The following is a 14451-nucleotide window of genomic DNA, read 5'->3' as shown; positions in this document are numbered from 1 at the left end:
CTTAGACATAATGATCAACAGTCCACCTCTTTATGATTTCGGTGCATTTGCATCGAGAGCCATAAAGGCTTCCTTGGCGTTCTGTAGGGGAGGCAATTGGCCTAGAGAAGCTAGACCAAAAGCATTCAGAAACTGAGGCGTTGTAATTAGCAACGCAGGTCTTCCGGGTAAATCTCTAAAACCGGCTTCTTTAATCCAGTTCCAGTCAAATAGTGTTCTAAGAATTTGACTATTATTAGATACACCACGAATTTGTTCAATATCAGCTCGGGTAACCGGTTGATGATAAGCAATGACAGCCAGGGTTTCTAGTAATGAAGGCGACAGTTTTGTTGGTCGCTCTGGCCAAATTTGCGCAATAATACTACGATATTTAGATCTTACCTGAAAGCGAAACCCTTGCGCTGTTTCAATCAGCTCAATAGAGCGGCCATGCTGTAATAACGCGAGCTGTTGTAAAAGCTGACGAAGCTGTTGTTTATTATACTGATTATTAAATGCTTCTTTTAAGCGGGCAATTGAAACAGGCGCGTCACTGGCAAAAATAATTGCTTCAAGTTGTAATAAAACTTCGTGATGAATGTCAGCTAATGACAAATCATTATTATTTTGTTCAAAACTACTCATAGTGAAGACCCTTGAATTGCTAAGGGAGCTTCAATACCAGTGGCAATAATTTTAATTTTCTGTTGGCGGGTTAATTCTAAAACTGCCATAAATGTAACAACCATTCCCATACGACCTTGTTGGGGATTGAGTAATTCTTTAAAACTTAACACGTCGCCAGACTCTAATTTCTCTTCAATATATGCAATACGTTCTTCTAGTAAAACAGGTTCTTGAGCAATGACATGCGTAACGGGTTCTGGGCGATTAAAGACACAGAACAAAGCATCATGTAACGCTGAAATATCGTAGCCTTCATAAATAGGAGCGATATGACCTAAACTTACATTGGCATTAAACGTGTCACGCTCGAGAATTGGCATTTGTCCCAAACGCTCAGCTGCTTGCTTAATACGTAGATAAGTTTCAAGACGATCAATGAGTTCCTGCTTAGGATCTTTTTCAATGCTTATAATTGTAGGTTTCGGTAAAAGCAGGCGAGATTTTAGGTCAGCTAATAGAGCAGCCATCACCATATAATCTGCCGTTAATTCGATATTTAAAGACTTCATACTATCCATATAGGCTAAATATTGAGTCGCAATAGGTGCAATATCGAGTTGGATTAAATCGAAACCGTTTTTTTGAATCAGATAGATTAAAAAATCTAGTGGACCTTCAAAGTGCTCGAGCAAAATCTCAAATGCAGCTGGAGGTATATAGAGATCTTCAGGAATCTTGTCATGCCACTCATCTAAAACACGGATGTGTGGAGCGTCTTCCATGGATTGATGAAGTGATTGATTCATTACGATTATAAGCCACGCGAATTTTCAAAAGCATGAGACTTGTTATTCAAGTCAAAGACAGCTGTAAGTAGAAGAACAGCAGATAGTGAAAATCATTCTAAATGAATTATGTCTTTTAATAAATTACTTAACGACTAAAGTGTAAAAAAAATCCAAAATAAATAAAGAGTATTTTTTTGAGTGATAATATATTTTTTTAAACTATTGGTAAAAAATGTAAGTGCTTATTCAAAAGCACTTACATCGCCAACACCACGACGGATAATCTCAGGATGTTCACCCGATAAATCGACAATACTTGTACTTGTTAACGTACCAAAACCCCCGTCAATAAATACATCAATTCGTTTATCTAGCTGATTTTCAATATCGTAAGGGTCATCTAGAGGGTCTTCTTGGCCAGGTAAAATTAATGTACTGGTAAGTAGCGGTTCACCAAGTTCTTGTAATAAAGCCTGACAAATCGGGTTACTTGGAATACGTAAACCAATCGTTTTCTTTTTAGGATGCATCAATCTACGAGGAACTTCACTTGTTGCAGGTAAAATGAACGTAGTAATCGCTGGTGTATTCGCTTTCAATAAACGGTATGTTGCATTATCAACTTTTGCATAAGTCGCAATATCTGATAAGTCGCAGCACATAATGGCATATTGATGCTTAGGTCCTAAACCACGTATCTGTGCAATACGTTCCATGGCACTTTTATTACCGATTTGACACCCAATTGCATAGGCTGCGTCGGTAGGGTAGACCACAACATCTCCTGCTCGGATACGTTCAACCGCTTGGGAAATGAGGCGTTGCTGTGGATTTTCAGGATGTACATGTAAATGCATCATATTTTAGAGACTCCATCACGCCAGTGTTAAAAATAATTATTAGGCTTTTTAAATATCCTAGGCAAGCAATTAACGTAGTTTTTTTGTCAATTAATCAAGGAGTTCACGTTTAAATTCATTTAATTGTAAAGGTGTACCTGAACGTGTGCATTGGCAAATAAAATCAATAAATGCTGCTGCATCACGGGGTAGCTTGGCTTCACCCGAAAAGTAACGTTGCACTTGAGCATAGACATTATCTTTAAATAGTTTGCCATCTCCGCTATCACCTGTCAGGTTATCGAGAGATACTCTAAATTTTCTGCCAAAAGATTGTGCAAATAACCATTCAATTGCTTGAGGCTTAATTTCTACTTGTTCAAATAAACTTTGCTGTTCTTGGGTACGACCATCAGGTGCATACCAATATCCTAAATCTGGTAATAGACGTCTTTTTTCACCCGCAATAGACCAATGACTAATTTCATGTAAGGCACTATTAAAGAAACCATGAGCAAATTGAATCTTGGCAGGGTCTTTATTTGTTGCAGGGAAATATTCTGGTTCAAAATCTCCACGAACTAATGTCACATTATGGTGGGAAAACCAGTGATTAAAGTGTAAAATAAGCCAATCAACTTGCTCAGACTCCGATTTTGAGCTTGACCATGGTGAGAGTTGCACTGGGTCAGGTACAAGCGTGTTCTGATGGGTTGAATGGGTGCAAACGAGTAATGAAGTGTTAACTTCAGGTTGCGGCTGCAACAGGTGCATTGCTTAATTTACCCCGAGTTCTGTCTAAAGAAGTGCAAAATTGTATCTTAATCTTTGACAGAGTACCGATGAATTTGTAGAATTGCCGCCTTAATTATGTCAGCAAATACCTTTCCGGCACAGATTGAGCCGTTTAAATGGGCTGAACAAGGCTTTACATGGTCAGGTCAACTGCCCTTGTCTCGCTTTGCTCGTATCGCTCGTGAAGCTGTTGGATCAATTGATAATCAATTGATCAACATAGACTGTAAGCTATCAATGGATGCATATCATCGCATTGTGTGGATGGACGGTCATATGGACACGAAAGTTCCAATGGAGTGCCAACGTTGTTTGGAACCTGTTGAAATGCCTCTTGTCTTAGACTTCCATATTGCATTAGTGGATGATGAGTCACTGATAGAGCGCTTGGATGAGGATGCTGATTTCATCGTTTTAGGTGAAAGTGAGTCTTCGACGAAAGGCGATTATGATACGCCTGCCTCGATTAACTTACTCGCATTACTAGAAGATGAACTGTTATTGTTGATGCCTTTATCTCCCAAGCATGATGCTTGTGAACATAAACATCAACCTACCATTCAAAATGTTGTCGAAGAAAAACGGGATAATCCGTTTGATGTTTTGGCAGGTTTGAAGGGTAAACTTAACTCATAATTTGTGTTATAATTGTGAGATAAGACAACTGAATTTGTTCTGATCCATTTTTTCGATCTTTGTAAGGAGCCATCATGGCCGTTCAGCAAAACCGTAAAAGTCGCTCTCGCCGTGACATGCGCCGTTCACATGACGCTTTAACCGAGAATGCATTAACAGTAGACCAAGCAACTGGTGAAACTCATCGTCGTCACCACGTGACTAAAGACGGTTTCTACCGTGGTCGTCAATTATTCGCTAAAGCAGCTGATGCTGAATAATTGCATGATATGCATTAAGCGTGATGCTTAAGTATAGAAAAAATGGGAGCGAAAGCTCCCTTTTTTTGTTGTTTTTCGCAATTATAAATATATAAATAACATGTTAAATTTCCGCTCCAGAAATGAGTGAAAACCCAAAAAAGGATTTCTTATGTCTGCTAAACGTCTTGAACAAGTAGCTTTAGCCACAAAAACTGCGTTTGTGTTTCCTGGTCAAGGTTCACAAAAAGTCGGTATGCTTGCTGAACTAGCTGAACAGTTTAGTGGGGTCGGGCAAACCTTTGCGGAAGCTTCAGATGCTCTTGGATTTGATCTGTGGCATATTGCGCAAAGTGGTGAAGGTCTCGACCAAACAGAAAATACCCAACCTGTGTTATTAACTGCCAGTATCGCTTTATGGCGTGTATGGCTTGATTTAGGTGGTCTGGCACCTAAGTATCTTGCAGGACATTCATTAGGTGAATACAGTGCATTGGTGGCTGCAGCTCTATGAGCTTGGCAGATGCAGTTAAATTAGTTAACTTGCGTGGCAAACTGATGCAAAGTGCCGTTCCTCAAGGGGAAGGGGCTATGGCTGCAATTCTTGGTTTGGCTGATGAAAAAGTGGTTGAGCTTTGTCAAACTGTGAGTGCGTCAGGTGAGGGTTCTGTCGAAGCTGCAAACTATAATTCACAAGGCCAAGTTGTAATTGCGGGTAGTACTGCATCTGTACAACAAGTTATGGCATTGGCAAAAGAACAATCTGCTAAAGCAATTGCTTTACCTGTATCGGTTCCTTCGCATTGTTCTTTAATGAAACCTGCTGCAGAGAAATTTGCAGAAGCTTTGGAACAAACTGCCATTGAGCTACCTACCATTCCTGTAATACAAAATGTCAACGCGGGAATAGCTACCGATGTTGCTCAATTACGTCAGGCGTTAACTGCTCAATTGTACCAATCTGTACAATGGACAGATACGATGCAGTTTTTACAAAACCAAGGCATACATTACATTGTTGAATGTGGTCCTGGTACAGTATTGAGTAATCTCGCAAAGCGTTTACCAAATATCGAAAAAGCTTTTTCTATTGATAGTAAGAGCAAAATGGAAGATGCCCTAAATGCTGTTTTAGTGGCAGAAGGAAAAATTGCATGACACAAGAACGCAAAGTTGCATTAGTAACGGGCGCGAGTCGGGGTATTGGCGCTGCCATTGCCCAGCAACTTATTCAAGACGGTTATTTTGTTGTAGGTACTGCGACTTCTGAATCTGGTGCACAAAAGTTAAGTGATAGCTTTGGTGAGCAAGGTGCAGGTTTGGCGCTCGATGTGCGCAATCTCGATGAGATTGAAGCAGTCGTTTCTCATATTGAACAGAACTATGGTCCTGTACTTGTTCTAGTTAACAATGCAGGTATTACGAAAGACAATTTGTTGCTTCGTATGTCTGAAGATGATTGGGATGACATTCTCAACATTCACCTGAAAGCAGTTTATCGTTTATCTAAACGTGTGCTTAAGGGAATGACTAAGGCACGTTTTGGTCGAATTATTAATATCAGTTCTGTTGTAGCTCACTTTGCAAACCCAGGCCAAGCGAACTATTCTGCTGCTAAAGCAGGTATTGAAGCATTCAGCCGTAGCCTTGCAAAAGAGATGGGCAGCCGCCAAATTACTGTAAACAGTGTGGCGCCAGGTTTTATTGCAACAGAAATGACAGATGCACTTAGTGAAGACATTCGCAAAAAAATGAGTGATCAAGTGGCTTTAAATCGCTTAGGTGAGCCACAAGATATCGCAAATGCGGTGAGTTTCCTTGCAAGTGATAAAGAGGTTACATTACCGGTACGGTATTACATGTAAATGGTGGTTTATACATGGCCTAACGCCGATGTATAAACTTTTAAAAATTTTTATATTCAATTAAACTAGTGGCAAATTAAACGCCACAAGCAATGAGGAGAATTCCTGTGAGCGATATCGAACAACGCGTTAAACAAGCGGTTGCAGAACAACTTGGTCTTAAAGCTGAAGAGATTAAAAACGAAGCATCTTTTATGGATGACTTAGGTGCTGACTCTTTAGATTTAGTTGAACTTGTTATGTCTTTCGAAAATGACTTCGACATCACTATCCCTGATGAAGATTCTAACGAAATCACTACAGTTCAATCTGCAATTGACTATGTAACTAAAAAACTTGGTTAATTCGCATATTGCTGAATAAAAAGAAGGCCACCGTAAGGTGGCTTTTTTTATGAGAGAAAAAATTAAGAGATACATATTTTTACAAGATCAACCTCAATTGATAGCAGAGGCATGACTTTTTTGAAGTATAACAATAGAGGTCAGTTTAATGACTTTACTATAAACAATAATATGAGGACTAAAAGATGGGTCTTTTTGATTTTGTAAAAGGTATTGGTAAGAAAAATACCGCTCCAGCAGAACCACAACCAGCTCCGGCAACACCAGCAGAACCTTCTGCACAAGAAGTTGCAAATAAATTATTAGGTTTAATTAAAAGTTTAGGCTTAGGGGTAGAGGGCTTATCTGTAACCTATAACGGTACTACCGATACCGCGACTATTAAAGGACAGGTAAAAAGCCAAGCAGATAAAGAAAAAATTATTCTTATTGTTGGGAACATTGATCATGTGGCACAAGTAGATGATCAGATGACTGTTGCAATGCCTGAACCAGAAAGTAAATTTTATACAGTGAAATCTGGTGACAACCTTTCAAAAATTGCGAAAGAAGTTTACGGTGATGCAAATCAGTATCCAAAAATCTTTGAAGCAAATAAACCAATGCTAAAAGATCCTGATGAGATTTTCCCAGGACAAGTTTTACGTATTCCTCAATAATTGAGGTTAATAAAAAGGCGCTTTAAGCGCCTTTTTTGTGCTTTTTAAAATCGCTTTGGAATCTTTTGTCCGTTTGGTATAGGGGTATCCGCATTTTTTAAAACACCGAATAACCATGTTTCAGCATGTTGTACCGCAATTTTTAAAGAATCACCTAAAGCTAAACGCCCTGCGATAAAGCTAGCTAATGAACAACCTGATCCGTGATATTCACCTTCAAGGCGAGGACAGGTACTAGTCGCTGCCAGTTCACCGTTAATGTATAAACTATTTTTAATATGATCTGGTGTATCTTCATGTCCACCTTTGACTAAAACAGCTTTAGCACCCATTTCAAATAACTTTTGAGTGGCTTGATCTAAATCAGTAATACCTGTTAAAGCGCGTAATTCAACGGTATTTGGAGTAATAATTGTTGCTAGAGGAATAAGCTCAACGAAAGCTTTAACCAGAGTTGCCTGATCACCTAAAGAACCACCACTGTTTGCGACTAAAACAGGATCAGTACATATTGGTAGTCAGGATGTGCACGAAGAAATTCAGCTAGAGCAGCAATATTATCTGTAGTGCCAAGCATGCCAGATTTAACGCATTTAATTGGTAAGTCACCTACCACTGCATTTGCTTGTGCTAATAAAAGTTCTTTTGAGGTTGCTTCGAAGCCAAATACTTGTTGTGAGTTTTGAATGGTGAGGGCAGTACATGCAATTGCTGCATGGGCACCACTTTGTCCAATTGCTTCGATATCGGCTTGTAAACCTGCACCACCTGAAGGGTCTAAACCCGAGAAACAAAGTACGGTTGGACGCACGGTTATTTCCTTTTCAATTTAAATTTACGTTAGTATAAGAGAGTTTGATTAAACTCTCGACCAATTGAATTAAATACTTTACTGGGTTAGTGATTGAATGGCTATAAAACATATTTTGATTGATTTAGATGGAACCTTAACAGACCCAAAAGTTGGAATCCATACTTCAATTCGCTATGCAATGGATAAGTTAGGTTATCCATTGGCTGCCGATTTAAATATTGACTGGACAATTGGTCCCCCGTTAAAAGCTTCATTAGCGAAACTTCTAGACACACAAGATGATGCTTTAGCTGAACAAGCTTTACTTGCTTATCGTGAGCGTTTTTCGGTTACGGGTTTATTTGAAAATGAGGTATATCCATCTGTTGCGCAAACACTTAGTGCATTAAAAGAAGAGGGATATCGCTTATTTGTCGCAACCGCTAAACCAACGATTTATGCAAAACGTATCTTGGACCATTTTGAATTAAGCCAATACTTTGTACATATTTACGGTAGTGAGTTAACAGGTGAACGGACCAATAAAGCTGAGCTTATCCATTATATTCTTGAGTGTGAGCAACTAAGCCCTGAAGAATGCTTAATGGTGGGGGACCGTCAATATGACGTTTTAGGAGCACGCCATAATAGTATTGAGGCGGTAGCAGTAACTTATGGTTATGGAACACCTGAAGAGCTCGCTCAAGCACAACCAAAAGCAATGATTACGCAATTTTCTGAACTTTTGGAATACGTTGAAGGGCAGGCAACCCAAAAGAAAGTATCTTAAATATTATTAAATTTTAATTTGAAGGTTTGGCTTTGATCTAAAGCCAAACCTTTTTTATTTAAATACCGTGTTGTTGACGGTATTGAACAAGTTCTTCAATCGTAATCACAGTTAAGTGATGAGTTTGAGCGTATGCTAAAACTTGAATGCCTGATGCCATAGTACCGTCTGGGTTAGTTAATTCACATAACACACCAGCAGGTTTTAGGCCTGCTAATCTTGCTAGATCAATTGTTCCTTCAGTGTGACCTCGACGAGTAAGCACACCACCATTACGTGCACGTAAAGGAAAAACGTGGCCTGGACGATTAAGATCACTTGCGACAGCACCGTCTTTAATTGCAGTTTGAATGGTAGTAAAACGGTCTTTAGCTGACACGCCGGTTGTTACACCTTGAGCTGCTTCAATGGTCACTGTAAAAGCAGTATGAAACTGACTTGAGTTTTGAGAAACCATTGGAGGGAGTTCTAGATGATCTGCTAGCTCTTCTGTAAGGCATAAACATACAATCCCCGAACCATCACGGATCATACGTGCCATTGTTTCTACTGTTAAAGTTTCGGCTGCAACAATTAAATCTGCTTCATTTTCGCGGTCAAAGTCATCCATAACCAAGACAGGTTTGCCTTGACGGATATCTTCTAATGCTTGTTGAATACGTTGTTCAGCAGGAGAGAGGGCTGAGAAAAAAAGTTCTGGTTGAATTAAGCTAGACATAATGAAACGCTCTCGTAAAAATACGGTTGAACATTTCAGGACTGATGTAAAAACAGGCTGGCACTGAAATAAAACGGATTTATCCCAGTTCGTCGTCTTCTTTCATCCGGACTATACCGTCGGCTTTGGAGTTTCACCAAATCTGCTCAAATTATACAATTTAAGCTCGTGGGCTTGTTAATTTATATATGAAAATTAACTTTACCACCGGTGGGGAATTACACCCCGCCCTGAAGCGATGGGTTTTATTATAGCGCGCTTGGCAAAATTGGCTAGATGCTTTTGTAGAATGCTAAGTCTCATTATGAATAAGCATTTTCATAAATTGAAATAGGTTTTTTAACAAGAGCTTACTTGTTGGTTTTAAAAGTGAATGCTATGTTTTTTATAGAAAATTATAAATAAAATAGGTTTTTCATGCAGATTAGAGACGATTATCCTTTAGGAATACTTTATTTATTCAGCATCTCCATATTTTCAGTTATGTATTTATGGCGGTAAGTATTCTGTACTTAATTGCTGCTAACTGGTTGATGCTTCCAGACAGTATTCAACTTGCTATCCCGCCCGCTATATTAGTTGTCACAGCTTGGTTTAGCATAAAAGATACTTCAAGCGATGGGGTTAGGCAGACCTTACATAGCGTTTGTGGTTTGATGATAGGCTTAAGTCTGGCTGTAATTGGACAAGTTTATCAAACTGGGGCAGACAGTTATTTGCTTTTTTTAATTTGGACATTGCTTTTATTACCGTGGTTATATCGTCCGAATATTGGCATCTTCGCTTTAATTTGTATTACCAGCCAACTTACACTTTTTTTATTTTTTAAGCAGACTTTTTGGTTAGAAAAATTTCCGTATTTATACCTATTCATTCTAAATTTATTAAGCCTTATAGAATTTTGGATATGTATAAAGAAATATCGTGCTTTAAGATTTGTCTTTATCGCTTGGTTTGCAGTTATTTCAATCATTGGAATGATTCAATATTTATCGAATGAGAATATTCCTTATCTGATCTCTGCTTTCTGTTCAGGAATAATTGCTTTTTACTATTTCTTCAAAAAAGATGATCAATTATGTGCCAGTTTAATGGCTGCTGTTCTTGGTGTAACGGTTACCATATGGCTTGTAGATGAGATTAATCATCTATTTAAAGATTCTAATGAGTTCATCTTCTTATTGATTGCGGGCATTATTTTTATTTGGTTTGCGCTGATTAGCTATCTTTTAATAAAAATTTTTCGTCAAAGCCGCTTTTATATCATTCCAATGGCAATTGGTGCTTGGCTTGCGGGTTTAGCGCTTGCAGCTTTTACGCTCGTGTTTTGGGAGACTATTTCTTTAGTCATTGGAATTATTTTTGTAGCATTCGCTATCGTGCTTTTAAAAAAATCGCAACGTTATTTCTTTCGACAATTTGCTTATTGTTTATTTATCAGTGGACAGACTGCTTTCTTATTTCACCTTGGTTCAGAAACAGATCAGATGCTATGGGTTTTAATTGCGCAGATTTTTATTCTATGTATTAGTTATTTCCTTAAACCGCATTGGTTCTTTATTTCAATTCAAATGCTTGCTACGTATGGCATAGCTTTTATCTATTTGCTACAACTGGACCATTCATTATGGTCAATACATTCTAATCAAACCTATTTAAATTTAACTTTGCTCAATTATTTTGTTTTTAGTTTGGTGCTCTTACCTAAGAGAAAGTCACTAGCTCTATATGAGCGTAGTATTTTTTTATGTGTGCTAGTCGTCATTCTAGTCGCTTCTTTTTTCGATACTTTTATGGGACTCGTTCCAGAAAATTCAATAGATCAACATAGGTGGGTTCTATATTTTCTACCTAGTGTTTGGTTACTTTGCTTTAGTGTTTTTCATTTATATAGACAACTTCAGGGAATCACTTTTTTCGCTTTTTTAATTTTTGGCGTTTTGCTTATTGTATTGGGATACTTCGAAATCTTCATATTGTTTACTATTTTAACGTGGGCATTAAAAAGTAAAGATCGGATTGTTTATGGAGTTAGCTTAGCTGTATTCGTTTTAGTGTTCTGGCAGCTCTATTACAACCTACAAATAACTTTTCTAGCTAAGAGTTTATCTATTTTTATTTCTGGTGTTTTTCTATTGGCTCTGTCGTGGTTGCTTCACCGTGAAAATAAAAATGGTCTTATTAAAGGAGAGAAAGAATGAAGAAGTATTTTTCTCTAATTCTTGCATTAGCCACGATGTTATTTTTCGCAACGTTAGTAGCCAAAAATGAATGGCATCTGCACCATAGTAAAAGTATTTTCGTTGAGCTTAAACCAGTTGATCCTCGTTCAATCTTACAAGGCGACTATATGGCACTGGCTTATGAATTACATTTACAATCTCTTAAAGCTCTTTCAGGAAGTGAGAGTGAGGCTATAGATCAGGTGATTTTTAATCATTCTTCCATCCTAGCAAAAGTTATATTGGATTCACAAAATCGTGTAGTTGGTACAATTCTAGATACTAATAATTCATTTACTGGGCAAAGATTAATTTTAAAAAATCCTGAAAATCGTTTACAGGCTTTATATCCATCCTCGCGGAGTTTCTTATTTGCAGAAGGCTTGGCCCAATGTTATGAAAAAGCTAAATATGCTGAATTTAAGGTAAATCCTAAAGGCGAAGCGATTCTATCTGATTTGCGAGGGGAAGGGCTTCAACCTTTAAATTGTGAAAAACAAAAGAATTGGTGGGAAGGAACTATTTAGGATTTATAAAAATAAAAAAAGCCCGTCGATGCGGGCTTTTTTTATTTTTAAATTTTAAATTAGGCAACTTGTACAGGAATGCAATTCGCTGTGTGGTTGACTGTATTATCTGGGTTTGCATATACCAAACGTGGTTTGTGAGCATTTGCTTCAACTTCGGTGAAATCACCAAATGTAGCAATAATAACTAAATCGCCAACATCCGCTTGATGTGCAGCACCGCCGTTTACTGAAATAATGCCAGAGTTATCTTCACCACGAATCGCATAAGTCGTGAAGGTTTGCCATTGGTCACATTCCAAACATGAATTTCTTCATATTCACGAATACCAGCTAAATCCATCAATACGCCATCAATTGCACAAGAACCTTCATAGTGAAGCTCAGCATGGGTTACAACTGCACGGTGAATTTTGCATTTTAATAAACGAGATAGCATGGCTAGCGTCTCCTGAGTAGACCTAAGATGTAGATCTTATGGTGAAATCTTTAGCTCTTGCGGTTGGCAAAGTGGCTGATGCGCATTTTGCTCCTAAAAAAGCAAGATAGCAAGCATGATTGTTCAACAATTTAAGTGGGTTTATATGCATTAATTTGATTCATGGCCTGAGGAACTTGTCCTTGAACAAGTAGCTTCACTTTAGAAAGGGCATGATCAATTGCTGCATCCATCAGACTTTGTTCACTACTTGGTGCTTTTCCAAGTACGTGACCTGAAACTCTCTCTTTGGAGCCAGGATGTCCGATCCCAATTCGTAAACGATGAAAATTTGGACCAATATGAGGGACAATGTCACGTAAACCGTTATGACCACCGTGACCACCGCCTGTTTTAAGGCGAATAACACCAGGGTTCATATCAAGTTCATCATGAGCAATCAAAATTGCTTCGGGAGCAATTTGATAAAATTTTGCAAATGGAACTACACTTTGTCCAGAACGGTTCATAAATGTAGTGGGTAGAAGTAGACGGACATCGTGTCCTTCTATATTACCACGTCCACTGATTCCGTGAAATTTCGGATCATTTTTTAATGTAATGCCATATTTATCAGCAAGCTGTTCAATGAACCAAAAGCCTGCATTATGGCGGGTTTGGGCATATTCTGAACCAGGATTGCCCAAACCAACAATTAGCGAAATATTTGACACTAATCTACGCCTTTAAACACTTATGCGCGTTTGAAGTCAGCGTGCATAGGAGTGTTTTTAGATGGGTGACGTTGTAACGCTTGGATTTTAACGTTTTCAACTTTGTCGCCCACTTTGATTTCTACAACTTCTTCAAAGAAAGCATTGTTTTCTAAAGCTTTTACAAGCTCACGAAGTTCTAAAGTAACAGTTACAGGCTCAGCATTGCCACCATAAATGATAGCTGGAATTAAAGCTTCGCGACGAAGGCGGCGGCTCGCACCTTTCCCTTGTTTGTCTTCAGCACGCGCTTGAGCGTTTAATACGAAGTTTGCCATGAGTAAATCCTCATTAAAGTTTAAATAGACTAAACTTGCGACCAGTTTAGTGATAGAAAACCCCAGCCAAGGCTAGGGTTTAGAAAAAGCTGCAATATTATAAACTATCGAACATTGCACTGATAGACTCTTCGTTATTAATACGACGAATCGTTTCAGCAACCATGCTAGCAACAGAAACCTGACGGATCTTGCCTAAGGTCAATGCTTCTTCAGAAAGAGGAATGGTATCAGTCACAACCAGTTCATCAATAACTGAATTACGTAAGTTTTCAATAGCCTTACCTGATAGTACAGGGTGAGTTGCATACGCAACTACACGACGTGCACCAAATTGCTTAAGTGCATCAGCTGCTTTACACAATGTACCAGCAGTATCAACCATATCGTCTACGATAACGCAATCACGATCTTTTACGTCACCAATTAAGTGCATAACTTGCGACTCATTGGCTTTTTGACGACGTTTATCAATAATTGCTAAATCGATGTCACCCATCTGTTTGGCAACAGCACGCGCACGTACTACACCACCAACGTCAGGAGAAACCACCATAAGGTTGTCATGTTGTTGTTGACGTAAGTCAGCAAGCAAAGCAGGAGTACCGTAGATGTTGTCGACTGGAATATCGAAGAAACCTTGAATTTGGTCAGCATGTAAGTCGATCATCACGACACGGTCAATACCAACAGTGGTAAGCATGTCTGCGACAACTTTAGCTGTAATCGGCACACGTGCAGAACGTGGACGACGGTCTTGGCGAGCATAACCAAAATAAGGGATAACAGCGGTAATACGACCAGCACTTGCACGACGCAAAGCATCTGCCATAACCAAGATTTCCATAAGGTTATCATTGGTAGGGGCACAAGTAGGCTGAACGATAAATACGTCTTTACCACGAACATTTTCAGTAATTTCTACTGAAATTTCTCCATCAGAAAAGTGACCGACTGATGCAGCACCTAGAGGGATATGTAAGTGACTTACGACTTTTTGAGCGAACTGTGGATGAGCATTTCCACTAAAAACGACAAGATTGGGCATGAAGCACCCTTGGCGGTTGGTATGTAATGAAATAGATGGCAGGGGCGGCTGGATTCGAACCAACGGATGCCGAGATCAAAACCCGGTGCCTTACCACTTGGCGACGCCCC

General features: G+C 38.8%; 14 protein-coding genes, 5 pseudogenes and 1 riboswitch. Of the genes and pseudogenes, 9 read left to right on the top strand and 10 right to left on the bottom strand.

Features of this window, described 5'->3' with window-relative positions; translation table 11 throughout:
* Positions 1–30: 30 nt before the first annotated feature.
* The 4 genes from scpB to POD11_RS11670 all read right to left on the bottom strand — a co-directional run bounded on the left by scpB (position 31) and on the right by POD11_RS11670 (position 3010).
* Complete coding sequence (scpB, locus tag POD11_RS11685) at positions 31–627, bottom strand: SMC-Scp complex subunit ScpB (RefSeq protein ID WP_016142047.1); 597 nt, start codon at positions 625–627, stop codon at positions 31–33.
* On the bottom strand, positions 624–1415 hold the full coding sequence (locus tag POD11_RS11680; protein ID WP_031945544.1) for a segregation and condensation protein A: 792 nt from the start codon (positions 1413–1415) through the stop codon (positions 624–626). The genes scpB and POD11_RS11680 overlap by 4 nt, the downstream gene beginning before the upstream one ends.
* Positions 1416–1639: 224 nt before the next feature.
* Positions 1640–2257, bottom strand: a complete 618-nt coding sequence (locus tag POD11_RS11675; protein ID WP_016142045.1) for an L-threonylcarbamoyladenylate synthase — start codon at positions 2255–2257, stop codon at positions 1640–1642.
* 90 nt (positions 2258–2347) lie between these two features.
* The gene (locus tag POD11_RS11670) at positions 2348–3010 is read right to left on the bottom strand and encodes an elongation factor P hydroxylase (protein WP_262457260.1); all 663 of its coding nucleotides are present in this window, start codon (positions 3008–3010) and stop codon (positions 2348–2350) included.
* Positions 3011–3106: 96 nt separating this feature from the next.
* Between POD11_RS11670 and POD11_RS11665 the strand changes: the two genes are divergently transcribed.
* The 6 genes and pseudogenes from POD11_RS11665 to lysM all read left to right on the top strand — a co-directional run bounded on the left by POD11_RS11665 (position 3107) and on the right by lysM (position 6774).
* The gene (locus POD11_RS11665; RefSeq protein WP_002120393.1) at positions 3107–3667 is read left to right on the top strand and encodes a YceD family protein; all 561 of its coding nucleotides are present in this window, start codon (positions 3107–3109) and stop codon (positions 3665–3667) included.
* A gap of 74 nt (positions 3668–3741) precedes the next feature.
* Positions 3742–3927, top strand: a complete 186-nt coding sequence (gene rpmF, locus POD11_RS11660; RefSeq protein WP_000290730.1) for a 50S ribosomal protein L32 — start codon at positions 3742–3744, stop codon at positions 3925–3927.
* A gap of 151 nt (positions 3928–4078) precedes the next feature.
* Positions 4079–5064 (top strand): annotated as a pseudogene (fabD, locus tag POD11_RS11655) (ACP S-malonyltransferase).
* A pseudogene (gene fabG, locus POD11_RS11650) lies at positions 5061–5794 on the top strand (3-oxoacyl-ACP reductase FabG). The pseudogenes fabD and fabG overlap by 4 nt, the downstream one beginning before the upstream one ends.
* Before the next feature lie 84 nt (positions 5795–5878).
* Entirely contained in the window at positions 5879–6115 is a 237-nt protein-coding gene (gene acpP, locus POD11_RS11645; RefSeq protein WP_001279871.1) for an acyl carrier protein, read from the top strand.
* Between the two features lie 185 nt (positions 6116–6300).
* Positions 6301–6774, top strand: coding sequence for a peptidoglycan-binding protein LysM (gene lysM, locus POD11_RS11640; RefSeq protein WP_262457259.1), 474 nt, complete (start codon positions 6301–6303; stop codon positions 6772–6774).
* A gap of 44 nt (positions 6775–6818) precedes the next feature.
* Here the strand turns inward: lysM and POD11_RS11635 are convergent.
* Positions 6819–7585, bottom strand: a pseudogene (locus tag POD11_RS11635) (hydroxymethylpyrimidine/phosphomethylpyrimidine kinase).
* 97 nt (positions 7586–7682) lie between these two features.
* Here POD11_RS11635 and POD11_RS11630 point away from each other — a divergent pair.
* Positions 7683–8357, top strand: a complete 675-nt coding sequence (locus tag POD11_RS11630; protein WP_262457257.1) for an HAD-IA family hydrolase — start codon at positions 7683–7685, stop codon at positions 8355–8357.
* A 58-nt stretch (positions 8358–8415) separates the two neighbouring features.
* On the opposite strand, the gene ribB is transcribed toward POD11_RS11630, so the two are convergent.
* Positions 8416–9075 (bottom strand): 3,4-dihydroxy-2-butanone-4-phosphate synthase, encoded by a 660-nt coding sequence (ribB, locus tag POD11_RS11625; RefSeq protein WP_262457256.1) that lies wholly within the window; start codon positions 9073–9075, stop codon positions 8416–8418.
* Positions 9076–9165: 90 nt separating this feature from the next.
* Positions 9166–9316: riboswitch (FMN riboswitch) on the bottom strand.
* A 176-nt stretch (positions 9317–9492) separates the two neighbouring features.
* On the opposite strand from ribB, the pseudogene POD11_RS11620 reads away from it, so the two are divergent.
* A pseudogene (locus POD11_RS11620) lies at positions 9493–11276 on the top strand (DUF2157 domain-containing protein).
* Positions 11273–11824: a GDYXXLXY domain-containing protein gene (locus POD11_RS11615; RefSeq protein ID WP_262457253.1), complete on the top strand. Its 552-nt coding sequence runs from the start codon at positions 11273–11275 to the stop codon at positions 11822–11824. Before POD11_RS11620 ends, POD11_RS11615 begins: the two are co-directional and overlap by 4 nt.
* Positions 11825–11883: 59 nt before the next feature.
* Here the strand turns inward: POD11_RS11615 and panD are convergent.
* The 4 genes and pseudogenes from panD to POD11_RS11595 form a co-directional block, all read right to left on the bottom strand.
* A pseudogene (panD, locus tag POD11_RS11610) lies at positions 11884–12263 on the bottom strand (aspartate 1-decarboxylase).
* 131 nt (positions 12264–12394) lie between these two features.
* Positions 12395–12976: an aminoacyl-tRNA hydrolase gene (gene pth / locus POD11_RS11605; RefSeq protein WP_016142034.1), complete on the bottom strand. Its 582-nt coding sequence runs from the start codon at positions 12974–12976 to the stop codon at positions 12395–12397.
* Between the two features lie 20 nt (positions 12977–12996).
* Positions 12997–13293, bottom strand: coding sequence for a 50S ribosomal protein L25 (gene rplY / locus POD11_RS11600; RefSeq protein ID WP_016142033.1), 297 nt, complete (start codon positions 13291–13293; stop codon positions 12997–12999).
* Between the two features lie 97 nt (positions 13294–13390).
* The gene (locus POD11_RS11595) at positions 13391–14341 is read right to left on the bottom strand and encodes a ribose-phosphate pyrophosphokinase (RefSeq protein ID WP_002120445.1); all 951 of its coding nucleotides are present in this window, start codon (positions 14339–14341) and stop codon (positions 13391–13393) included.
* Between the last annotated feature and the right edge of the window lie 110 nt (positions 14342–14451).

The organism is Acinetobacter sp. P1(2023) (assembly GCF_028367635.1).
GTDB lineage: Bacteria > Pseudomonadota > Gammaproteobacteria > Pseudomonadales > Moraxellaceae > Acinetobacter > Acinetobacter pittii_E.
Note: the sequence above shows the minus strand (reverse complement) of the source record. Positions and strands in the feature narration are given on the sequence as shown.